At 40.8% G+C, this 22,615-nt stretch carries 20 protein-coding genes; 12 read left to right on the top strand and 8 right to left on the bottom strand.

Translation table 11 applies throughout. The features are described 5' to 3' along the window. Positions 1–77: 77 nt before the first annotated feature. The 4 genes from CWB78_RS03510 to CWB78_RS03495 all read left to right on the top strand — a co-directional run bounded on the left by CWB78_RS03510 (position 78) and on the right by CWB78_RS03495 (position 4,579). On the top strand, positions 78–1,253 hold the full coding sequence (locus CWB78_RS03510) for a multidrug effflux MFS transporter (RefSeq protein WP_075170613.1): 1,176 nt from the start codon (positions 78–80) through the stop codon (positions 1,251–1,253). Positions 1,254–1,479: 226 nt separating this feature from the next. Next, positions 1,480–3,321 carry a S8 family serine peptidase gene (locus CWB78_RS03505; RefSeq protein ID WP_109875557.1) on the top strand — a complete coding sequence of 614 codons (1,842 nt, stop codon included), beginning with the start codon at positions 1,480–1,482 and terminating at the stop codon, positions 3,319–3,321. A gap of 145 nt (positions 3,322–3,466) precedes the next feature. Continuing rightward, positions 3,467–4,099 carry a LysE family translocator gene (locus tag CWB78_RS03500; RefSeq protein WP_075170709.1) on the top strand — a complete coding sequence of 211 codons (633 nt, stop codon included), beginning with the start codon at positions 3,467–3,469 and terminating at the stop codon, positions 4,097–4,099. A 15-nt stretch (positions 4,100–4,114) separates the two neighbouring features. Beyond that, a complete protein-coding gene (locus tag CWB78_RS03495) occupies positions 4,115–4,579 on the top strand; it encodes a methylglyoxal synthase (RefSeq protein WP_008464686.1) in 465 nt (154 codons plus the stop codon). A 4-nt stretch (positions 4,580–4,583) separates the two neighbouring features. Here CWB78_RS03495 and yegD read toward each other — a convergent pair whose 3' ends face one another. The 6 genes from yegD to CWB78_RS03465 form a co-directional block, all read right to left on the bottom strand. Next, the gene (gene yegD / locus CWB78_RS03490) at positions 4,584–5,948 is read right to left on the bottom strand and encodes a molecular chaperone (RefSeq protein ID WP_055011701.1); all 1,365 of its coding nucleotides are present in this window, start codon (positions 5,946–5,948) and stop codon (positions 4,584–4,586) included. Positions 5,949–6,027: 79 nt separating this feature from the next. After that, positions 6,028–6,870 (bottom strand): DNA ligase, encoded by an 843-nt coding sequence (locus CWB78_RS03485; RefSeq protein ID WP_138594240.1) that lies wholly within the window; start codon positions 6,868–6,870, stop codon positions 6,028–6,030. A gap of 34 nt (positions 6,871–6,904) precedes the next feature. Next, the gene (locus CWB78_RS03480; RefSeq protein WP_008464680.1) at positions 6,905–7,561 is read right to left on the bottom strand and encodes an HAD family hydrolase; all 657 of its coding nucleotides are present in this window, start codon (positions 7,559–7,561) and stop codon (positions 6,905–6,907) included. Positions 7,562–7,634: 73 nt separating this feature from the next. Further along, positions 7,635–7,934, bottom strand: coding sequence for a hypothetical protein (locus CWB78_RS03475; RefSeq protein ID WP_008109576.1), 300 nt, complete (start codon positions 7,932–7,934; stop codon positions 7,635–7,637). A gap of 115 nt (positions 7,935–8,049) precedes the next feature. Continuing rightward, entirely contained in the window at positions 8,050–10,338 is a 2,289-nt protein-coding gene (locus CWB78_RS03470; RefSeq protein ID WP_054202099.1) for a TonB-dependent receptor, read from the bottom strand. Positions 10,339–10,686: 348 nt separating this feature from the next. After that, positions 10,687–11,559 (bottom strand): mechanosensitive ion channel family protein, encoded by an 873-nt coding sequence (locus CWB78_RS03465; protein WP_054202098.1) that lies wholly within the window; start codon positions 11,557–11,559, stop codon positions 10,687–10,689. Positions 11,560–11,848: 289 nt separating this feature from the next. Here CWB78_RS03465 and CWB78_RS03460 point away from each other — a divergent pair, with 289 nt between their 5' ends. The 4 genes from CWB78_RS03460 (at position 11,849) to CWB78_RS03445 (ending at position 17,145) form a co-directional block, all read left to right on the top strand. Continuing rightward, a complete protein-coding gene (locus CWB78_RS03460; RefSeq protein WP_055011698.1) occupies positions 11,849–13,984 on the top strand; it encodes a M3 family metallopeptidase in 2,136 nt (711 codons plus the stop codon). Between the two features lie 100 nt (positions 13,985–14,084). Beyond that, positions 14,085–14,939, top strand: a complete 855-nt coding sequence (locus CWB78_RS03455) for a carboxylate/amino acid/amine transporter (protein ID WP_054202096.1) — start codon at positions 14,085–14,087, stop codon at positions 14,937–14,939. Positions 14,940–15,008: 69 nt separating this feature from the next. Beyond that, on the top strand, positions 15,009–16,334 hold the full coding sequence (locus CWB78_RS03450; RefSeq protein WP_138594238.1) for a glycerophosphodiester phosphodiesterase family protein: 1,326 nt from the start codon (positions 15,009–15,011) through the stop codon (positions 16,332–16,334). A gap of 61 nt (positions 16,335–16,395) precedes the next feature. After that, entirely contained in the window at positions 16,396–17,145 is a 750-nt protein-coding gene (locus CWB78_RS03445) for a dienelactone hydrolase family protein (protein WP_055011695.1), read from the top strand. Here the strand turns inward: CWB78_RS03445 and CWB78_RS03440 are convergent. Then, positions 17,125–18,045 carry a LysR family transcriptional regulator gene (locus tag CWB78_RS03440; RefSeq protein ID WP_010391235.1) on the bottom strand — a complete coding sequence of 307 codons (921 nt, stop codon included), beginning with the start codon at positions 18,043–18,045 and terminating at the stop codon, positions 17,125–17,127. The two genes, CWB78_RS03445 and CWB78_RS03440, sit on opposite strands and share 21 nt — an antisense overlap. A 153-nt stretch (positions 18,046–18,198) precedes the next feature. On the opposite strand from CWB78_RS03440, the gene CWB78_RS03435 reads away from it, so the two are divergent. The 4 genes from CWB78_RS03435 (at position 18,199) to CWB78_RS03420 (ending at position 21,934) form a co-directional block, all read left to right on the top strand. Beyond that, complete coding sequence (locus CWB78_RS03435) at positions 18,199–18,882, top strand: type 1 glutamine amidotransferase domain-containing protein (RefSeq protein WP_008108786.1); 684 nt, start codon at positions 18,199–18,201, stop codon at positions 18,880–18,882. A gap of 113 nt (positions 18,883–18,995) precedes the next feature. Next, positions 18,996–19,601 carry a rhomboid family intramembrane serine protease gene (locus CWB78_RS03430; RefSeq protein WP_138594236.1) on the top strand — a complete coding sequence of 202 codons (606 nt, stop codon included), beginning with the start codon at positions 18,996–18,998 and terminating at the stop codon, positions 19,599–19,601. 17 nt (positions 19,602–19,618) lie between these two features. After that, entirely contained in the window at positions 19,619–20,461 is an 843-nt protein-coding gene (gene yghU, locus CWB78_RS03425; protein ID WP_138594234.1) for a glutathione-dependent disulfide-bond oxidoreductase, read from the top strand. A 171-nt stretch (positions 20,462–20,632) separates the two neighbouring features. Next, positions 20,633–21,934 carry an MFS transporter gene (locus CWB78_RS03420; protein ID WP_010391229.1) on the top strand — a complete coding sequence of 434 codons (1,302 nt, stop codon included), beginning with the start codon at positions 20,633–20,635 and terminating at the stop codon, positions 21,932–21,934. 41 nt (positions 21,935–21,975) lie between these two features. On the opposite strand, the gene CWB78_RS03415 is transcribed toward CWB78_RS03420, so the two are convergent. Further along, positions 21,976–22,584, bottom strand: a complete 609-nt coding sequence (locus CWB78_RS03415; protein WP_054202091.1) for a flavin reductase family protein — start codon at positions 22,582–22,584, stop codon at positions 21,976–21,978. Positions 22,585–22,615: the final 31 nt, after the last annotated feature.

The raw sequence follows: 22,615 nt of genomic DNA, 5'->3' as shown, positions 1-22,615 counted from the left end.
AACATGTCTGATGCATCGGTCATAAGCCCTTTCTTTTTCATCAGTCGCCACTTAAAATACCGACAAAAGGAGACCTGATGCAAACACAGCCCGCTAAACCAAACTTAACTTTATTACTGATCTTAGCGTTACTCGTCATTTTTTGTCCTATGGGCATTGATATTTATTTACCTGCCTTTCCTACTATTGCAGAGCAATTTTCAGTGAGCGAAAAACAAGTACAACAAACGGTGGCTATTTTTATGCTTACTGTTGGTTTGGGGCAATTAATTGCAGGCCCTCTTGCTGATCGTTTTGGACGTAAGCCGGTAGCCTTAACCGGTGTAACTTTATATGGACTGGCGGCATTAGGTGCATACTATGCTCCTAGCTTTTTAATACTGATGTTTGCTCGTGCAATTCAAGGGTTAGGCGCATGCGCCACCTTTGTTGTTGCTTTTGCAATAGTAAGAGATAAGTTTGGTAGTGAACGCAGTGGCCAAATAATTACCTACCTAAACGGGATCGTGTGCTTTATTCCAGCGTTAGCACCCATTTTAGGTGCGTGGTTAACCGTGCAGTTTGGTTGGCAAATGAACTTTCTATTTCTAACTGGTTTTGCATTATTAGGATTTATTGTCACCTTATTATTGTTTAGAGAAACACGCCCAGTAGACAGCCATTACCAGGGGCATATCTTAGATCTAAGACGCTTTATCCCTATTATTTCAACTCCGTTATTTTTATTTAATAGCTTGCTATGTATGGTCACTATGTCAGCTATATTAGTATTTGTAACATTGGCTCCTGGTTGGCTTATTACTGAATTAGGGGGCAGCGTAGCCGACTTTACCTTTTGGTTCTCGCTTAATGCAGTGCTTAGTATTCTTGCTAGCTTTATCATGCCTATTTACATTAAACGCCAACCAAAAAGAGCACTAAAAGCAGGCCTTGTGTTGTTAGTGAGTGCAGGCTTACTGATGCTAGTATTAAGCCAATATAAAACCCCATTAGCATTAATGATCCCTATGTTTATTGCTGCCTTTGGTTTTGCTTTAACACTTGGCTCTGCCGCTGGACGAGCTTTAAGTCTGTTCCCTAAGCAAGCTGGCACCACCTCAGCTCTTTTAGGAGCGATGCAAATGAGTGGGGCAAGTTTATTGGTGTTTATTACTCAATATTTAAACTTATCTACACCCGAGCTTATAGGCACACACTTTTTATTATTAATTCCCTTTTCTTACTTACTATTTCGTTATACTAAATATGCTTAGGCGCTAAAGCGTTTTCTATTACTCTTCAATTTTGGCTAATTCAGGTTTTACCTGATTAGCCGCCCCTAATTCAAATACAAATGTATATTTTTTGTTTAATACTGGCTATTTTAAAGTTAAATAGTTTTGTTTTTGTAGATAAAATAGCTTGTTTTATGCTTTATATTATTTTACTGTCTGCTAAAGTTAACAATTAGTTAACCAATTAATTCTAGGATAATATAATATGAAAAAGAATAAACTCGCCTTAGCATTAGTTCTTACTGGTATTTGTTCAGCAGGTGCTGCCCAAGCTGCGAACGATCGCTTCATCATCCAAGTTGATAATAATAAAAAAGGTGTTGTTAAAGCGCTGACTAAAAAACTAGGTGGTGACATTAAAGTAGATGGCAATGGATTCATTGCAGCCAAATTTACTGGACAAGATTTAAGTAGCTTAAAAGGCCTGCTTAACAACCCGCATATTAAACTCATTGAAGAAGACCATAAGCGCGTTCCTATGTCATTATTTAACGATGATGTAGGTGATGCCATGCAGCAACAAATTACGCCATATGCGGTTTATCAATCACAGGTTGATCAAGTTACTTTTGATGCCAATGCAGGCATGAAAGTATGCGTTATCGATTCAGGCTTAGATAGCTCAAACCCTGATTTTGTTTGGGGTAACATTACTGGCGATAACGACAGCGGTACTGGAAATTGGTTTGATAATGGCGGTCCACACGGGACGCATGTCGCCGGTACGATTGGTGCTGCAGATAATAACCTCGGTGTTGTGGGTATGGCACCGGGTGTGGCAATGCACATTATTAAAGTATTTAACGAAGCGGGTTGGGGTTACTCATCTGATTTAGCTCAAGCGGCTGATTTATGTTCTCAAGCAGGTGCAAATATTATTAGCATGAGCTTAGGGGGCGGTGGCTCAAACAGTACAGAGTCAAATGCGTTTGCTAACTTTACTAATGCTGGCGGCCTTGTAGTTGCTGCAGCGGGTAACGATGGTAATAACGTACGTTCTTATCCTGCGGGCTACTCATCTGTGATGATGGTCGGCGCTAATGATGCCGATAATCAAATTGCTGACTTTTCACAATTCCCAAGCTGTTCATCTGGCCGTGGTAAACGCGCAACTAATGATGAAACAATTTGTGTTGAAGTAACTGCTGGTGGTGTTGATACTCTATCGACCTACCCTGCGGGCATGGCAACAGCAGCGAGTATGTCGGCTGATGGCACAGCATATAATTCATCAGCAATGGAAAATGCAGGTCAAATCACTGCGAGTACCTACTTTATGGGAACTGGCGAAACAGTTGATCCAGCGGCGGCTGGTAAAGTATGTATGATTGACCGCGGCGTTATTTCATTTTATGACAAAGTCGCTAACTGTGAAAACTCAGGCGGTGTAGGTGCGGTTATTATCAACAATGAAGCTGGCATGTTATACGCAACACTAGGTGATACCAACGATACTACAATTCCCGCTGTAGGCGCTGCATTTGAAGATCGTAGTGCATTAGTCGCTAGTACAAACGTGACAATTAATATTGGCGCAACTGATTATGGCTTTATGAGTGGAACGTCAATGGCAACTCCTGCGGTTTCAGGTATTGCTGCGCTAGTATGGTCTAATCATAGTGACTGTACAGGCACAGAAATTCGCGATGCGTTAAAGGCAACTGCGCAAGATCAAGGGGCTGCTGGTCGTGATGATTACTTTGGCTACGGTATTGTAAAAGCGGCTGACGCTGATGCTTACCTTACAGCAAACGGCTGTGCGGGTGGCGATACTGGTGGTGTTGATCCAGAGCCAGGCGTAGATGCTATCTCTCTTAGCGCTTCAGGTTACAAATCAAAAGGCACTAAATTTGTTGATTTAAGTTGGAATGGCGCGGCAACAAGCCAAGTTGATATCTACCGCAATGGTAACAAAGTCATTACCACTGCAAATAATAATGCCTACACCGACAGCATTAATACTAAAGGTGGCGGCACCTATACATATCAAGTGTGTGAAGCGCTGAGCACTACGGTGTGTTCAAATAATATCACCGTTAGTTTTTAATAAATTTAGCACTTCATTATGTTTAAAAGCATAACGACTAGTTTTAAAAGAACTTAGTATCCTCAACTTAGCGGGCAATATGCCCGCTTTTTATTTTCCTCATTGCTTGATAAAATCATTTACCACTTCTTTTTCGTACTATTTAATGATCAACCCCGACTTTTTGCTCTCATTTTTACTCGCTAGCTTTTTAATGGCCGTTGCGCCTGGACCATCAAACGCGTTTTTAATGGCGCAAACTTTTGCAAATGGGCGAAAAGCAGGTATGCAGAGTGCTTTTGGCTTTGCGTTAGGTGGCGTAGTACATACATTTTTTGCGGTTGTCGGTTTAAGCGCTATTTTAAAAGCCTCTGAAACTGCCTATGCCAGCGTACAATATGCAGGTGCAGCCTATTTATGTTACTTAGGGTTTATGATGCTTAAAGGCACCTTTAAGCCCCCCATTTGCAAGCAAGAAGATAAGCCTCATGTTACCACCAGTAAAAACAAAAACGTGATGTTTCAAGCTATGATGACCGAAGTACTAAATCCTAAGGTGGCTTTGTTTTTTATTGCTTTTATCCCGCAATTTGTAGACCCTAGTTTGTCATCTGCAACTTTTCAGCTGGCGTTTTTTGGGCTACTGTATCCAATCTTTGCTTTTCCTATCGACTGCACGTATATTTATTTCGGCGATAAAATAGCCCAGTTTTTTAAAAGTCACCCTAATAGCCAACTTTGGATAGATAGGTTCACAGGCATTGTATTTATTGCCTTGGCTATCAATTTATTACTCTAACTAATAAGAATCAGCATGGACCAAAAAATACAATCTCTTCCAGCTAAGAAAAACATAGCCCTTGTTGCACATGATGGAAAAAAAGCCGCGTTAAAATTATGGTGTGAAAAACACACTCCAATGCTAAGTAAACATAAGCTATACGGCACTGGTACAACCGGACATTTAATAGAAAAAACCACCGGTTTGAATGTCGTGCAATTACTCAGTGGACCTATGGGGGGTGATCAGCAACTTGGTGCTAAAATAGCGGAACATGAAATTCATGTGTTAATCTTTTTTTGGGATCCTCTGGCATCTCAGCCGCACGACCCTGATGTAAAAGCATTGCTTCGTTTAGCCGCAGTGTGGAACATTCCTGTTGCTTGTAATGAAGTAAGCGCTGATATGTTACTAAGCTCTCCCCTTATGGACACCGAGTTTGAGCGTTCTTTGCCAGATTACGAAAAGTACCTCGCAACCCGACAAATCTCTTTATAACAGCTTATTTATAAAGCATACTCGCCCATTTAGTCAGACCAGCGGTGACACTGCCAAAGTGATCACCGTTAACCATTTTAATATCGCCTAAGTGGGTTTTTAAAGCCGCCTTGATCAGTGGTGATTGCGCGCTACCACCCGTTAAATAAATTACATCTGGGGTGGTGTTAGCATCTGCAATGGCCTGTTTTGCTAATGTCACTATTTGGCTAATACTGTCGTCAACGGCTAATGCTAATTCATTAATAGAGATATCTTTATCAAGTGATGAATCTAAAAATGTTAAATCACAATTAAAGTTTTCAGACGAGCTTAGTGCAATTTTTGCCGCTTCAGCTTGTTGAACTAATTGATGCCCTTGCTTATTTTGCTGTAAATGGATGAGCCGTTTGTATAAATCGGGAGCACTCACATCGCGTAGCTGTGCACTCAGTTCACGATAATGCTGAGCACTATAAAACTGACTTTGTAAATTCACATCGTTAATTTTACATGCTTGCCAAAATGCCTGATTGGGTAATGGTAAACCCGATTTAAAAGTACTGCCTAAGCCAAGTAACGGCATTAAACCATGGTAGCTCAGAGCAATATCTAAATCATTACCGCCTACTCGCTTTCCGCTATGTGCTAAAAAATCTGCGTCTCGTTGTTGTTTATTCCTAAAACTTGGCCCCATTTGTACAAATGAACAGTCACTTGTACCACCACCAATATCTATTACCAGCACTTTTTGGTCTTGCGTTAAATCACTTTCATAATCAATCCCGGCGGCAAGTGGTTCATATAAAAACTCCACATCTTTAAAGCCTGCTCGGTTTGCTGCACGTGTTAAAATGCCCACGGCTTGTTGGTTTGACTGCTCACCACCAACTGCTTGAAAATTCACTGGGCGACCAATAACAGTTTGGCTCAGCGTATACCCTAACGATGATTCAGCACGTTGTTTTATTTTTAAAATCATTGCAGTGGCAATATCTTCAAAAAAATTAATTTGTCCTTGCTTTAAACCAGTAGCGCCAAAAAATGATTTAGGGGATTTTACAAAATAACCTTCTTCAGGAAATTGCACATATTCACTAATCGCCTCTCGGCCAATAAATAGGGTTTCGTCGCCGGCTTGTAGGTCTAGGTCTGATTTAATTCGCGCAAGCGTATTAAGTAATGGTTGGCGCGCGGTTTTATAGCCATGCTCATGCTCTGAGCCCTGCAAGTGCTGCGCTACAAAATCAACGACTAAGGCACTATGATGTGTGTATAACGTTGATGGAAGATAATGTTTGCCTTGCTCTAAAGGAATGAGCTGAACACGCTCTTCGTTTAAAACACCCATAGCACAATTAGAACTACCATAATCAAAACCAACGAACATAGATCACCAAACATCACTAAAAAGGCCGCGCAATTTAGCATAATTGCTAAAAAATATATACTGAATTGGCCTACACTCGTTATTTTTCGGGTCTTTCCCGTAAGAAGCTGGCAAAACGCGGCAAGCCATTTTTAGTGTACCCGTGGTATCGATAAGTAATTGTTGCGCCTATAGCTGGCGGATACTTTCGCTCTTTATCGCTAAAACCCGTACCAATAGAAAATGTCAGCCCTTGTTTTGTCTGTACTTTCAATGCACCAAGCATTCCTGCGTATTTACCTTTACCCGGTAAATGTTCAATCACTAACGCTTCGGCATCTAAATAAGGCTTGAGTTTTAACAATGCACTAGAGCGACCCGTTGTATGCTTAGCCTCTGCTAAATGAAGCATAACGCCCTCGCCGCCTTGTTTAGTAACCTGATTAAAATAATTACTGAGTTGCTGATTGTCGCTAAATTGATATTGCTTAACCGCTTTAATATGGGGACTATTTAGCTTAGTAATAAGTGACAAGTAATTTTGATAACGACGGTGAAAAGGCATGCTTGTATCTGGCATATCAAACACCTGATAAGTAACGGTTTGCCATTGCAAATCGTTGGGTATTTTTGTTCTGACAATACCACTGAGTACAGAAAATTGACCTCGTTTGGTCCATAACTCACCATCTAACCAAATATCTAGCAAAGGAGCGGTAAACCACTCAGGCGGGTTTATGGAGTTGCCTTGACGGGTTACAAACTGCTTTCCCGTCCAGATTGCTCTAACTCCATCAAACTTTTCACTCACCAAGTATTGGCGAATATCCTCATGCTTAGTTTCATCGTAAACATTAGCAAGTTGCACTGGAGGCAATTGCGCCAATAAGCTAGCACTAAAAAGGATTAAAAAAGTAAACAGCGTTGCTTTAATCATCACCATTGCTGCATCCTTGCAAATTTTAATATGGCTTAAACTATAGTTGAGATTGAAGCCATTGCCAAAATTCTTCAAGGCTTTGCATTTGCTGTGTTGCTTTACTAAAATCGTGCTCCTGTGTATGTTTATTAGCGATAGCGACTACAGCTAAAGCAGCATTATTCGCTGCGGTTACACCGGTGAGAGTATCTTCAACGGCAATCGCATTTTGTGCAGCAACCTGCATACTTTTAAGTGCTAATAGATAGGGATCACCGGCAGGCTTTGGATTAATTACATCATCTTTAGTTACCACGGTATCGAATAAATCATAAAACCCTAATCCTTTTAGTATTGGCTCTGCTTCATGCCTTGCGCTGCCTGTTACTAACGCCATTTTTAAACCTTGCTCTTTAGCCGCTAATAGAACATTTTCAGCATAAGGCATTAAAGGCGGTAAATTGGTTTTAACGTACTCACTAAATAAACGATATTTTTCATCCGCTAAATAGCGGCTACTTACAGACAAGTTATGAACTTGTTTTATTTCCTTTGCAGCGTCAATAGTGGGACGTCCCGAAAAGCGCCGACAAAAATCATCTTCTTTATAACACACACCAAAAGGCGCAAGTAATTGGCTCCAGCAGTTATAGTGCACACTTTCCGAGTCAACTAAAGTGCCATCCATATCAAATAATACCGCTTCAATTGACATACTTTTCTCCTGGTTATTTAACCTAAACTTTGGGTAATAAAAAAGGTGCCTAGGCACCTTTTAATAATTTGTGTTACTCAGCCAAACCTGCTGGCGGCTCAGCATAAGCGTCTTCGCCGGTATCTACATCAACTAACTCATAACCTCGGGCTTTGCGCATTACTTTAAGTATCGGCTTTTCGAAGGCGGTTTTTAAGCGCTCAGCATCATCTTTTAACGCATCTAATGTGGTTCCAAATGGTGCGGCACCAGTCTCTGACCAGTTAGTTACTTTACCGTTTAAGTTATATTCCACTTCGTGTATTTGATATTGCGCCGCTTCATCTTTGGTTGCTTCACAATAAATTACACGGTAATTCCAAAATCCAGCCATTACTTTTTCTCTTTAATAAACATATGGGCGCTACTTTAGCAGCTCTACAAAAATAAAAAAGCCTGCACTAGGCAGGCTTTTATCAATAATTACAATTTAACGTTAAATTTATCGATTAGAAAAAGTTAACTTTAAATTCAGCGCCAATATAACGCTCTTCGTTAACCATGGCTGTATTGTTATTAAAATCAACACCACCAATTGCTTGCTGCTCGTCAAACATATTACGCACGAATGCTGATACTTCATATTCGTAGTCGCCTTGCGCCCATGCATAACCGGCACGTAGACCAACTTCAGTTAGTGGCTTACCTTCAAACTCAACTGATTCATATAAGAAAAAGTCAATTTCACTGCGGTACGACACATCAGCGTAAGCAAAGAAATCACCTTCAGCGAGTTCTTTAGTGTAACGAAGTGTGATGTTAGAGATCCACTCTGGTGCATGCGGTAAGCTGTTACCATCTAAAATAGCACGATCTTCAGGACCAAATGCACCTGGTACTTGGAAGGTAGGATCTGTAACAGTACACTGTGCACACACTGCAACGGCTAAATCTTTGTCTTTAAGCTCTGTTTTGTTGTAGCTTAAATTAAACGTTGCATTTAGTTCATCCGTTAACACCCACTCAGAATCAATTTCGAAACCGTAGCCAGTTGTTTTATCAGCATTTAATAGGCGGTTAAAGTTAGCACCACCACCTACAGCAGTTAGCTGTTGGTCATCCATAGTGTAATAAAATACCGTTGCATTTACGCGGCCTTGGCCATCTAACACATCAGATTTAATACCTGTCTCGTATGACGTAACAGTTTCTGAATCAGCAACGGTTACTTCATCACCAAATAAGATACGACCCTGAAGACTTGGTGCACGGAAACTGTTAGCAATACGACCATACCAGTTTACGTCATCGTTGATTTTGTAGTTAGCTGATAAATCCCAGCTTACGTGATCATCGCTAACATTTTTTTCAATGTAAGTAGCAGCACCACCTACAGGGCTAAGCGTACGATTTGCTGAGAATTCTTTCTCATCGTCTGAATAACGAAGGCCCGCGGTTACTTTCAAGTCATCAGTAATGGTGTAATCAACTGAGCCGAATACAGCCCATGCTTTAGTATCTTGCTGCTGACTAACAAAACCGTTTAATACGCCATTATTGGCTGTATCATAGCTAAAGTTTTCAATCGTTAATGCTTCGTCGAAGTAAAAAACACCTACCTGGTAATTTACGTCACCGGCAAAGTTGCTTGATAAGCGAAGTTCTTGCGTGTATTGGTCTTGATCTGGAATACCATCAGCACTTTCTGAAGAGAAAGGAATAAAACCAGGGCCCATTGCAACTGGAACATCATTGATAGAGAACCCACCGTAGCCACCATCGATGTCAGCACGAGAGTAAATTTCTGCACTTTCCCAACCAGAAATTGACGTTACTGTATGATTAGCTAAGTCCCACTCAAGCTTAAGGCTTGCACCTTGCGATTCCACTTGCTGCGTCGCACGAGATGCGGCATCGTGATACACCACGTCATTTTCAAAACCATCAACTAAATCGTTAGTACCAGGTTTGATAGTGTTAGCACGAAAGGCAATTGGAGAGCCATCTAAATCACGAACATGGTAATTAAATAATCCAGTGAAATCGTCACCTTCATATAAAAATTGAATACGGGCTGCTTGTTCAGTGTAACCACCTAAGGCATCTTTTTGCTCAAAACCAGGTGCACGATTATCAATGTAATCGTCTTTATCTTGCCAAAGTACTGAAACACGTGTTGATAAACGATCTGTTAATGAACCACCAACAGCACCTTCAAAGTCAACAGCACCACGACTACCGTAAGATACAGAGCCATAGCCTTCAAATTCTTGACTTGGTTTTACGGTATCAAATTTAACTAGACCAGCCGGTGTATTACGACCAAATAATGTACCTTGAGGACCACGAAGCACTTCAACACGTGCTACGTCAAATACAGGGAAACCTTTTAAGATTGCGTTTTCTTGTACAATTTCATCAACCACAAGCGACACTGGTTGCGAAGCATTCAAATCGAAATCAGTGTTACCAAGGCCACGTACATAAAAGCGTGGGAATGAACGGCCAAATGAAGATTCAATAGATAAACTTGGGATTTTCGCATTCATAAAACGAATATCCATACCAGCTGAGCTGTAAGCATCTAAGCTATCGCCTTGCAGGGCTGAAACAGCAACAGGCACTTCTTGAGCGTTTTCTACTCGTTTACGAGCAGTAACTTGAATAACTTCTAGTTGGTTCTTCTTAGCAGTAGTTTCTTGCTCAGCAGCTACGGCTGAAATTGACGTACCTGCTACGGCAGAGAACAACGTTGCATTGATAAGGGTTGCTAACGTAGATCTTTTCATTGCTTTCATGTCGGGGTTAACCTTTTTAGTGCACTCTTGTTCAACGGTTGATGTGTTGCGCAATTAAATAATTACGGATTCAGTCAATTTTTCGCGACTTGCTCTATGCGGCGCGGACCTTATTACCGAGAGTACAAAAACGGCATAAATAAGGCTGACTGAATGCGCGAGATTATATCATGCTGTAATATATTTACCGCATATTGAACACTAAAAAATAAACTTATTTTTAACACTTAACCGCACTATCCCGACATTTAGTGTACTTTTAGCAACTAAACAACCAAAAAGCGGACATATGTCCTTACATTGAGTTGTTAAAAAATATAGCGAAATAACGCGGCACTTTTTTAAATACTACTTTTTCACTAATGAGCGTTTAAGAACAATTTCACCATCAATATGAAGATCTCGCTGCGGGAATGCAATAACCACATCGTGTTGCTCAAACACTTCATAAATACTAAAACGAATATCACTGCGGACTTGTCTTAATCGAGTTTCTGATTCAGCGCAGACCCAAAAAATAGCATTAAAAACTAGCGAGCTATCTGCAAAATCATCAAACAATACGGTTGATTGAGGCGTTGCCAGTATTGCCTCATGCTCATCTAATACTTGCTGAATTAACTTTTTAACTAATAACACATCAGAGCCATAAGCTACGCCTACGCTCACAGATGAGCGCGCATTACCGTCAATAAGCGTCCAGTTGGTTACAGTGTTTTCTAATAACTGGCTATTGGGTATTAGCATATGAACACCGTCGTTCCTGCGAATACGAGTAGAGCGAGTATTAATCGTTTCAACCACCCCTTTTGCAGTGCCAACCTCTAAAAAGTCACCAATACGGATTGGCCGCTCCCACATTAATATCCAGCCACTAATAAAGTTATTAATAATATTTTGTGCACCGAACCCCACACCGATGGCAATGGCACCCGATACAAAGGCAAATGCGGTTAGTGGAATGTTAAGCACCTCAAGGGAGGTAAAAAGTAAAATCGCAATACTTAAAATGAAATAAAAACGCGTGAATAAATGCACTGCATCTGGGCTCATTTTTCGTGCAAGTAATGACTTTTTAATTAACTTGCCAATCTGAGTCACCACAACCCACATAGTAAACAAAATTAGGGGTACTTGAATTACTTTTGCCACGGTAATGTGAATGTCGTTGTAGCTAAACAATACGAAGGCGAGAATGTGATTAATTTGTTCTAAGTTCATTGATTTTCCATGTATAAGGTCGCACACAAACGATTATTTTTATGCGCTAATAATACCCCAAGTTTAGCATGCGGTTAGCTTAAATACGCAGCAACAAACTTAAAGCTAATTGCATAATTGCTGTATTTTTCTACTTTTTTATTTACATACCGAGTTTTTATCACCTAATTTGCGTTTAAATCCCGCTTTAAATCGATAAACTTTGTTGTATATAAGTCAAAATTTGGTAAGTTAACTGGGTTTTCGACTCGAAAAGCCTATTTCGGCTACTATTTTTTATGGAGTTATTATGCGTAAAACACTGATCGCCACTACGATTGCTAGTGCACTTTTATTATCTGCCTGTTCTTCTGAAAGCACCCAAGAAACAAAACAACAAAGCACAGCACAAGTGCAAGATATCAACGCAAGCAATGTATTATTTAAACCAAGCCCATTGCAATACATGGCTCCTGAGTTTGATAAGTTTGGTACTACTGAATACGAAGCTGCATTTGATGCAGGTATTGCACAACATAATGCAGAAATTTTGGCAATTGCCAATAATCCAGAACCAGCTACTTTTGAAAATACCTTGGTAGAAATGGAACTTGCTGGTGAACTATTAAACCGCGCATCAGCTGCATTTTACAACTTATCAGGTCTTATCTCTAACGATGAGTACCAACGCATTGATAAAAAAATGGCGCCTGTGTTCTCAGCACACTCTGATGACATTTACCTAAATGGTGCATTATTCGAACGTGTACAAACAGTATACGACAACAAAGATAAGTTAAGCGCTGAAGATCAACGTCTTGTTGATTTTTACTACAAACAATTTGTTAAAGCCGGTGCTAAATTAAACGATGCTGAAAAAGCAAAAATGCGTGAAATTAACGCTGAGCTTGCAAAGTTATCAACAGAGTTTTCTCAAAACGTATTAAAATCGTTTAAAGAAGACGTCATTTTAGTAACAGATAAAAGCAAACTAGCTGGTTTATCTGAAGGTGAAATTGCAGGTCTTGCAGCAGCTGCTAAAAAAGCAGGCAAAGATGGCTACATGATCACCCTAGTGAACACCACACAACAGCCTATTTTATCTAGCCTTGAAAACCGTGAACTGCGTGAGCAGATTTTTAAAGCATCAACCAACCGTGCAGCTAAAACCAACGGCCCTATCATTATTAAAGAAACTAACCTACGTGCACAAAAAGCAGAACTGTTAGGCTTTAAAGATTGGGCTTCGTATGTAATGACTTCACGCATGGCTCAGACCACTGATAACGTGTACGGTATTTTAGATGACCTAGCGCCAAAAGCAGTCGAAAAAGCGCAAGCAGAAGCAAAAGCGATTCAAAAAGTAATTAACGATTCTGGTGAAAGTTTTGAACTAAAACCATGGGATTGGTCTTTCTATGCAGAAAAAGTGCGTGCTGAAAAATACGACCTAGATCCAGCCTTAGTTAAGCCTTACTTTGAAATGCAATCGGTTATTCATAACGGTTTATTCTTTGCAATGGAAAAACTTTACGGCATTACATTCAAAGAGCGTAAAGACCTACCGCTTTATCACGAAGACGTCATGGCGTTTGAAGTATTTAATGCTGATGGCAGCGCAATAGGCTTATTTTACATGGACCCATATGCACGTGAAGGTAAACGTGGCGGTGCATGGATGAGTGCATACGTAAGCCAAAGCGGCTTAAAAGGCACAAAACCGGTTATTTATAATGCACAAAATATTCCAAAGCCAGCAGAAGGCGAGCCAACGTTAATGACGTTTGACGAAGTGTCAACTATGTTCCATGAGTTTGGTCATGCAGCACACGGTTTATTCTCTGACGTTAAATACCCAAGCCTAGCAGGTACTGCTACAGCGCGTGATTTTGTTGAATTTCCATCACAAGCACATGAAGACTGGATGATTGAGCCAAGTGTATTAGCTAACTACGCTAAGCATTACAAAACAGGTGAGCCAATTCCTCAAGCACTACTTGATAAAGTACTTGAGTCGCAAAAGTTCAACCAAGGTTTTGGTACCACTGAATATTTAGCTGCAGCACTACTGGATATGGAATGGCACTCATTTGGTTCTGACAAAAAAGTAACTGATGTACAACAGTTTGAAAGTGAAGCGTTAAAGGCACACGGTATTGATTACTACCCTGTACCACCTCGTTACAAATCAAACTACTTTAGCCATACGTTTGCAGGTGGTTACTCAGCAGGTTACTACGCTTACCTATGGACTGAAGTATTTGCCGCTGATGCCTTTGCTCATATGGAAAACAATGGTGGCTTAACGCGCGAAAATGGCGATAAGTTCCGTAAAGAGATCCTATCAAAAGGTAACAGCCGCGACTTAATGCAAAGCTACATTGAGTTTAGAGGCCAAAAACCAACGACTGATGCATTGCTTAAGCGCCGTGGTTTAGTTGATTAATTAATATTTTTAATCAACTGATATAAAAGCCCGCTTGCGGGCTTTTATTGTTTATAGAACAATATATAACAGATAAACTGACACCATTACTTAAGACAAGATGAGTGTTATGGGCTATTTATTTGCAGTTACCCTTCTTTGGGCGTTTTCGTTTAGTTTAATTGGTGTGTATTTAGCAGGCCAAGTTGATGCGTGGTTTAGTGTGCTAATTCGTGTGGCTTTGGCAGCGTTAGTATTTTTGCCTTTTTTAAAGAAAATCCCTACCCCACTTGCGTTTAAACTCATGCTGATAGGCGCACTGCAACTGGGGGTTATGTATGGCTTTTATTACCACTCATTTTTGTTTTTAAGTGTGCCAGAAGTGCTGTTATTTACCGTAATGACGCCACTTTACATTACGCTTTTAAACGACGCATTGAATAAACAGTTTAACTGGCAATTTTTTATTGTTGCCTTTATTGCCGTGTTAGGGGCTATTACCATTCGGTATGAAAACCTAACCAACGACTTTCTACTTGGCTTATTATTAGTTCAAGGCGCTAATATTAGTTTTGCTACAGGGCAAGTAAGCTACAAGCGTTTAATGGTTAATCAAAAACTGGATGACAAAACCGTATTTGGCTGGTTTTTTATTGGTGCGCTTGTTATAGCCAGCGCTTGCTATGCGCTGTTTGGCAATACCGAGAAGTTACCTACCAGCTCAACGCAATGGGGCATTCTTATTTACTTAGGTATTGTAGCCTCAGGTTTGGGCTACTTTATGTGGAATAAAGGCGCAACACTGGTTAATGTAGGCGCTTTGGCGGTGATGAATAACCTGCTTATTCCTGCCGGTATTATTGTTAATGTACTTATTTGGAATAGAGACGCAGACCTACTTAGATTAAGTATTGGCGCGGGAGTGATGCTGTCTGCCTTAGTGGTAAACCAAATAATGGCTAAATCAGCAAATTAATCACTCTGTAGTGAAATTGTCATTAATAATTAGTAAGGTAGCGTCCACTTTTATTTTTAAGGACAAATAATGAAGCGCATACCTTTTCTAACAACTTTTTTATTATTAAGCTCACTCGCTGGCTGTGATGACGATGTAAAAATAGTCGAAAAAGAAGTGGTTGTTACCAACACTGACGTTGAAATTGTTGAAGTACCTACCCCGGTTATTGTTGAAGTAGCTCAAGGCACCAATACGCAACTAGGTACTCGCCCCGACTACTTAATTGACGATATGGCTGACAGCGCACTAAAAACACAATTAGAATCGTGTAAAGAAGGCCCTTTTTATCGTACTGATTTTTCAATTGGTCACCGTGGTGCCCCCATGCAATACCCAGAGCACACAAAAGAGTCTTACATAGCGGCTGCTCGTATGGGCGCCGGTATTGTCGAATGCGATGTCACCTTTACCAATGATAAAGAGCTAGTATGCCGCCATTCTCAGTGCGACTTGCACACCACCACTAACATTTTATCTATTCCAGAACTTGCGGCTAAATGCAGTGAGCCATTTACTCCAGCAAACTCTAACAGTGGCACGCCTGCTTCAGCTAAATGTTGTACCAGTGATATTAGCTTGGCAGAGTTTTTAACCCTTGAGGGTAAAATGGATGGCGCAAACACCAGCGCCACTAATGTTAGCGATTACATGAAAGGTACACCAAGTTGGCGCACTGACTTATACGCCACCTCAGGTACTCTCATGACCCATAAACAAAGTATTGCACTATTTAAACAGCTCGGAGTAAAAATGACCCCAGAGCTTAAATCACCTCAAGTGAGTATGCCCTTTAACGGTATGACCCAAACGCAATACGCACAAAAAATGCTAGATGAATACACGCAAATGGAGGTACCCGCTTCGCATGTTTTTCCGCAATCATTTAATTTAGCTGACGTACAATATTGGATTAATACTAACCCTGAATTTGCAGCGCAAAGTGTGTATTTAGATGGCCGAGACAGCGATGCAGGGTTTGATCCTAACAACCCCGACACATGGCAACCTAGTATGGCTTCGCTTTTTAATGACGGTGTTAAAATTATTGCTCCACCCATTTGGATGCTATTAACCATAGATAATGAAAGTAATATCGTGCCATCACAGTACGCTATTGATGCTAAAGCCGCAGGGCTTAATATTATTGCATGGAGTCTTGAACGTTCAGGGCCGCTGAATAATGGAGGCGGATACTATTACCAGTCAATTAGTGATGTTATAGATAACGATGGTGACATGATGACCGTGGTTGATGTGCTTGCAAAAGAGGTTGGTGTAATCGGTATATTTTCTGATTGGCCAGCTACGGTTAGCTATTACGCAAGTTGCAATAAAATGCCTGCAAGTATTTAAACTTTAGGGCGTGTTTATTTGACCGCGCTCAGCTATTATATTTATTTTACTGAGCGCTTTTATGATCATTCAACACCATAACGCTGACTTACCAACGCCTACAGGGTTAATGCGAACCACTATTTACCGCCCACAAACATCGGGGCAATACCCTGCCATTATTTTTTATTCTGAAATTTTCCAGCAAACGGCACCTATTGCCCGCAGTGCAGCTATTTTAGCCAGTCATGGTTTTGTGGTACTTGTGCCAGAAGTGTTTCATGAGCTTAACCCTATCGGAACTGTGCTGGCTTATGATGACGAAGGTAAAGATAAAGGTAATAACGATAAATGGGCTAAACCTTTAGAGCATCATGATAGCGACACACAAAGCCTTATCGAGTTTGTAAAACGACAAAGTTATTGTTCAGGAAACGTGGGAGCTATGGGTGTATGTATTGGTGGACATTTAGCTTACAGAGCCGCTTTAAACCCACTTATAAAAGCCGCGTTTTGTTTATACGCCACCGATATACACAGTAATACACTGCCCGCACAACCCGGTAATAACTCATTTGAACGCATGGCCGACATACTCGGTGAAATTCATTTTATATGGGGTAAACAAGATCCCCATGTTCCACAAGATGGCCGAGACAAAATATACCAGCAAGCTGTTCGCACTGGCATAAATTACCAATGGCAAGAAGTTAACGCGCAACATGCCTTTATGCGTGATGAAGGCGAGCGCTACGATGCAGCTCTCGCCATAGCAATGTATCAACAGGCTGTTGCCTTATTTAACCGAGCGCTAGCCCTTACGCATACCTAATGCCGTATGCTGTTTTACAAAATACGCTTTTAAATAATCAACAAACAAACGTAACTTTTTAGACCCCGTCGCTCCTGGCGGGAAAACTCCGTACAATTCAATGTCTTTGCTTTTGTAGTCGTCCATTATAATTTGCAGTAAACCCGCTTGTACTTTTGGCCATGCATCGTATAGCGGTATACGCCCTATGCCATGTCCTGCCTCTACAAATGCAGTACGTGCAGCGGCATTATTGGTACTGAGCGATCCTTGCATGGTAATGTCGACTTTTTTACCATCTTTTTGCAAGGTCAAGATTTTGCTCCCTAACTGATAAACCACCCACTGGTGCTGTGCTAATTCATCGGGCGTAGTGGGCTTACCATAATGTGCAAAATAATTAGGCGCGCCACAAATACAAGTACTCATAGTGGTTAACTTGGTTGCCTGTAGGTTTGAATCGCGCAGCGCAACCCCCCTAATAGCAAAATCAAATCCGTGTTTAATAATATCCACCACATCATCAGTTAGCTGTAAATCTATATCAATTTTGGGGTATTGGCGCTTAAAGGTATTAATTGCAGGCACTATTAATTGCATCCCCACATTAACCGGGCAACTAATTTTTAATAATCCTTGGGGCTCACTTTTTATATTTTCTATTTGTTGATTGGCAGCATTAGCCTGCTCGGTAATAACTCGGCAACGCTCATAGTAAGCCATACCGGCTTCAGTAAGGGCCATGGTCCGTGTTGAACGATTAAGTAAGGTTACTTCAAGTTGCGTTTCTAGCTTTTTTAAATGATAACTGGCTACCGCCCGTGTTAACCCTAGTTGCTTTGCCGCTGCAGTTAAACTGCCCTGCTCAACTATTTGTGCAAATACCACCATACTTTTTAATTGTTCAAACGAGACTTTCATGGACGCTCCAGTGCGGTTTTAACTTCAACCCCTAATTGTATCAATTATTAAATCAATAAAGTTAAATTTATCATCGTTGTTTAAGGTTGGGTTAGTGCATATAGTAATTGCTAAGCAAAGATTACAATTTTAAATCATCAGAAGGAAAAAATAATGGCTAAGAAAATACTAATGGTACTTACTTCACACGCTGATTTAGGCAATACCGGTGAGAAAACAGGTTTTTGGGTAGAAGAATTCGCCGCCCCTTATTATGCATTTGTAGATGCTGGCGCAGAAATCACTCTAGCTTCACCAAACGGTGGCCAACCACCAATCGACCCAACCAGTACACTAGCCGACTTCCAGACTGATGCAACCAAGCGATACGACAACGACAGTGCAGCGCAAGCATTAATGGCAAACACAAAAGTACTAAGTGAACTGAATGCTTCAGATTTTGATGCGGTATTTTATCCAGGCGGCCATGGCCCATTATGGGATTTAGTAGATAACACAGATTCAATCTCGCTCATCGAAGATTTTGTAAAATTACAAAAGCCAGTGGCAGCAGTGTGTCATGCGAGCGCCGCATTTTTAAATACAAAAGATGCTGATGGCAATGCATTGGTTGCGGGTAAAAAAGTTACCGGCTTTAGTAACACTGAAGAAGCCGCTGTACAATTAACAGATGTAGTGCCATTTTTAGTCGAAGACGAGCTGATCAAAAAAGGTGGTGACTATCAAAAAACCGACGACTGGGGCGTGCTTGCGCTTGAAGACGGTTTAGTGATCACCGGTCAAAACCCTGCAAGCTCTGAGCTAGCAGCTAAAAAATTACTTACCAAGCTTGGTTAATTACAATTAATCAGCATAAAAAGCACAGTTTAATCGCTGTGCTTTTTAATTTGCTTTTCATTACTCACCACTATTCCTATACTGGCCACTCTTAATATAAATAAGGGCACCGTATGCAAAATAAACCATCCACCTTGTCGTTACTTAGCAGCACCCGTTTTGCCATTATAAGCATTGTGACTATTTGTTTTGTGTTACAACTAATTAATAGCCTGCCAGGCATTAGTTTAAATGGTTTAGGTATTTACCCACGCAGCATTCAAGGGCTGATTGGTATTCTTTGCGCTCCCTTTTTACACGGTAGCTGGTGGCATTTTGCTAGTAATATGCTGCCCTTCATTGTTTTAAGCTGGTTAATTTGCCAATACAGCGTAAAGCGTTTTTATAGTGTATTTATATTCACCGCATTAGTCGGTGGATTACTGGTATGGATGTTTGCTCGTGGCAATATTCATGTCGGCTTAAGTGGCGTTATTTATGGGTTATGGGGATTTATTTTATGCTATGGCATTGTAAGACGTTCTTTTAAATCTATTTTTATAGCCGTGGTGGTGGCCTTTTTATACAGTGGCTTTATTTGGGGCGTGTTACCACAACGGTTTCACATCTCGTTTGAAAGCCATCTGTTTGGCGCACTTAGTGGATTCTTTTTAGGGTATAAATTAGCAAAAGCAGATAAATTAAAAGCAACAACGGGCAAAGCAAATACGCACGTTTAAACGATTAGAGGCTATTTATGAGTGATAACAACGACTACACCCCAGCAAAAGTATGGACATGGGACAATGAAAGTGGCGGTAAATTTGCAAACATTAACCGCCCAATTGCAGGAGCAACTCACGATAAAACATTGCCTATTGGCAAACATCCATTTCAGCTTTACTCATTAGCGACCCCCAACGGGCAAAAAGTCAGTATTATGTTTGAAGAGCTATTGGAGCTTGGTATTACTGAGGCTGAGTACGATGCTTATTTAATTAATATTGGTGAAGGCGACCAGTTTGGCTCTGATTTTGTTGATATAAACCCAAACTCAAAAATACCTGCGTTGATGGATCACTCTACAACACCAGCAACCCCTGTATTCGAATCAGGCGCTATTTTACAATACCTTGGCGAAAAGTTTGATGCGCTTATTCCTAATGATTTTCAAGCTAAAACACAATGTCGTAATTGGCTGTTTTGGCAAATGGGATCGGCGCCTTATTTAGGTGGCGGCTTTGGTCACTTTTACAGCTATGCGCCAACCAAAATGCAATACCCGATTGACCGTTTCACCATGGAAACTAAGCGTCAGCTAGATGTACTAAACCGCCATTTAAGTGACAACGAATACATGGCAGGCAGCGAATATTCAATTGCCGACATTGCAATATGGCCATGGTATGGCTCACTGGTATTAGGCGACTTATATGATGCCGCTGAATTTTTAGATGTCGGATCTTATGCCCATGTAGTTCGTTGGGCTAAGCAAATAGCTGTGCGCCCAGGTGTAAAACGAGGCCGCCGTGTTAATCGTACTTGGGGCCCAGAAGAAGAACAAATGGCAGAGCGCCACAGTGCTCGTGATTTTGAATAAGACGCTGCTTTAGTACAAACAAAAAATCAGCGCTTAGCTGATTTTTTTGTGTTTATTTGGGGTTCCTTTATTCTTAGCAGGTAAAATGACTTTGTAATCCCAACAGTAGAAAAGTTAAGCATACCATCTTAATATATCTAAATATTTACACTGATAGCGTAGTTATTAATTGTGAAAAAACTGACAAAAGAACAAATCTATAAACGCTTAAACAATGAAGAAGACGCCCGAGCTTGCAAGGCCATCGACGACAATGCCTGTCAGGAAGTACCCGGTAATTTTATTATTTTACTCATTAGCCAGCTGTTTAGTAAGTTTGCTGATGCGCTACTCAACCCCAAAATAACGCTGCCGTGGTTAATGCAAAGCTTAAACGTGCCAGCGAGCTTTATTGCTTGGTTAGTACCAATCAGAGAATCGGGTTCATTGCTGCCCCAACTTGCTATTGCTAACGTTATTCGCAAACTCCCCGTTCGTAAATGGGTATGGGTAATAGGTGCAGTGATGCAAGCAGGATGCATTTTAGCCATGGTTGCGGTGGCATTTACCCTCAAGGGCGCACAAGCAGGCTACGCCATTATTGGCTTATTAATTTTATTTAGCCTTGCTAGAGGGTTTAACTCTGTCGCTGCAAAAGATGTGCTGGGCAAAGTTATTCCTAAACAGCAACGCGGTAATATTAGCGGGCTTGCTGCGAGTATTGCCGGTTTTGCCACCTTAACGTTTGGTCTCATGATGTGGTTTTTTTCACAGCAAAAAGATCAAGACATTGTGATCATCGCTTTACTACTGGGTGCATTAATGTGGCTGATTGCCGCGTTTTTTTATGCACAAATTAACGAATATAGTGGCGCTACCGAAGGAGCTAATAATGGCCTATTGCACGCGTTTTCAAAGTTAAAAATTTTATACCAAGACAAACAGTTTGCGCATTTTGTTATTACACGTGCCTTACTGCTTTGTTCAGCATTGAGTGCCCCTTTTTATATTATTTTAGCCAGTAAACAGTCGTTTGAATTTTCTTTACTTGCCACCTTTATTGCCGTTTCCGGCTTTGCAAGCCTAGTCTCAGCGCCGATTTGGGGGCGCTTAAGTGACTTATCTAGCCAGCGAGTGCTGGTACTCAGTGCCACTTTGGTTACCATTAATGGGCTGGCTGTATTTGTTATTGCAACTTGGTATAACGAGCTGCTACTAAATTGGTGGGCTATGCCTATTTTGTACTTTTTACTCTCAGTTGCGCACCAAGGAGTACGCTTAGGGCGAAAAACGTACCTCGTCGATATGGCAGAGGGTAACAAACGCACCGATTATGTGTCGGTTAGTAATACCGTTATTGGGGTTTTATTACTGATGTTAGGCAGTATAGGCTTATTAGAATCGTTTTTATCAACCGCAGAGCTTATTTTGCTTTACAGTGGGTTAGGTTTTTTGGGGGCAATGAGTGCACTGTTTTTACCAAAAACAGAGTAAATAGCGTGCGGTTTAACCTAATGTAATTAAAACGCTCACCTTTAAAGTTGTGGGCGTTTTAATGCAAACTTATCTTTGGTGGTGCTAAAGTAATCGCCGCCCATTTTACCTACTGCATCTAAACGTGTCGGATCTATGTAGCCATTTACCAACGTGGCGTCATCTATAAAAATTCCCACTACATCTAAGAGCATCATTTTGCCACCGCTTGGTTCATCTGAAATAGTGATCACTTCTCGAAGCTTACATTCATAGCGTACTTTTGAAGCTGCAACACTCGGCGGATTAACTAACTGGCTTGGGACTCTCTCTATGCTGGCCTCATCAAACTCACTGACATTATTAGGGTAATTAGCGCAGCTTTGGTTCATTTGCTCTACTAAGGCATGACTAACAATATTAACCACACATTCTTTGGTGGCTAGTAAATTTGTCAGTGTATCTTTATTGGCTTTATCACTGGGGTTAACTTGAGTCACACTTAGCACTGCAGGCTGACAACTTGCTACGGTAAAAAAAGAGTAAGGTGCAATATTGCTTACCCCCTCACTACTTAGGGTGCTTATCCATGCAATCGGTCGTGGACTAATACCGCCAACTAAGTAGCTATAAACAGAGCGGTTGTTGTTTTGAATTAAATCTAAAAACATTATTTCTCACTTTTAAGTTAAAAACTAAACC

This window comes from Pseudoalteromonas sp. S1612, from assembly GCF_005887175.1.
Classification (GTDB): Bacteria; Pseudomonadota; Gammaproteobacteria; order Enterobacterales; family Alteromonadaceae; genus Pseudoalteromonas; species Pseudoalteromonas undina.
The sequence above is the reverse complement of the archived record's forward strand: the minus strand, read 5'-3'. Positions and strand labels throughout refer to the sequence as shown.

Coding starts and splice junctions, on each gene's coding strand:
- CWB78_RS03510 (WP_075170613.1), top strand. CDS start 78: ATGCAAACACAGCCCGCTAAACCAAACTTAACTTTATTACTGATCTTA.
- CWB78_RS03505 (WP_109875557.1), top strand. CDS start 1,480: ATGAAAAAGAATAAACTCGCCTTAGCATTAGTTCTTACTGGTATTTGT.
- CWB78_RS03500 (WP_075170709.1), top strand. CDS start 3,467: ATGATCAACCCCGACTTTTTGCTCTCATTTTTACTCGCTAGCTTTTTA.
- CWB78_RS03495 (WP_008464686.1), top strand. CDS start 4,115: ATGGACCAAAAAATACAATCTCTTCCAGCTAAGAAAAACATAGCCCTT.
- yegD (WP_055011701.1), bottom strand. CDS start 5,948: ATGTTCGTTGGTTTTGATTATGGTAGTTCTAATTGTGCTATGGGTGTT.
- CWB78_RS03485 (WP_138594240.1), bottom strand. CDS start 6,870: ATGGTGATGATTAAAGCAACGCTGTTTACTTTTTTAATCCTTTTTAGT.
- CWB78_RS03480 (WP_008464680.1), bottom strand. CDS start 7,561: ATGTCAATTGAAGCGGTATTATTTGATATGGATGGCACTTTAGTTGAC.
- CWB78_RS03475 (WP_008109576.1), bottom strand. CDS start 7,934: ATGGCTGGATTTTGGAATTACCGTGTAATTTATTGTGAAGCAACCAAA.
- CWB78_RS03470 (WP_054202099.1), bottom strand. CDS start 10,338: ATGAAAGCAATGAAAAGATCTACGTTAGCAACCCTTATCAATGCAACG.
- CWB78_RS03465 (WP_054202098.1), bottom strand. CDS start 11,559: ATGAACTTAGAACAAATTAATCACATTCTCGCCTTCGTATTGTTTAGC.
- CWB78_RS03460 (WP_055011698.1), top strand. CDS start 11,849: ATGCGTAAAACACTGATCGCCACTACGATTGCTAGTGCACTTTTATTA.
- CWB78_RS03455 (WP_054202096.1), top strand. CDS start 14,085: ATGAGTGTTATGGGCTATTTATTTGCAGTTACCCTTCTTTGGGCGTTT.
- CWB78_RS03450 (WP_138594238.1), top strand. CDS start 15,009: ATGAAGCGCATACCTTTTCTAACAACTTTTTTATTATTAAGCTCACTC.
- CWB78_RS03445 (WP_055011695.1), top strand. CDS start 16,396: ATGATCATTCAACACCATAACGCTGACTTACCAACGCCTACAGGGTTA.
- CWB78_RS03440 (WP_010391235.1), bottom strand. CDS start 18,045: ATGAAAGTCTCGTTTGAACAATTAAAAAGTATGGTGGTATTTGCACAA.
- CWB78_RS03435 (WP_008108786.1), top strand. CDS start 18,199: ATGGCTAAGAAAATACTAATGGTACTTACTTCACACGCTGATTTAGGC.
- CWB78_RS03430 (WP_138594236.1), top strand. CDS start 18,996: ATGCAAAATAAACCATCCACCTTGTCGTTACTTAGCAGCACCCGTTTT.
- yghU (WP_138594234.1), top strand. CDS start 19,619: ATGAGTGATAACAACGACTACACCCCAGCAAAAGTATGGACATGGGAC.
- CWB78_RS03415 (WP_054202091.1), bottom strand. CDS start 22,584: ATGTTTTTAGATTTAATTCAAAACAACAACCGCTCTGTTTATAGCTAC.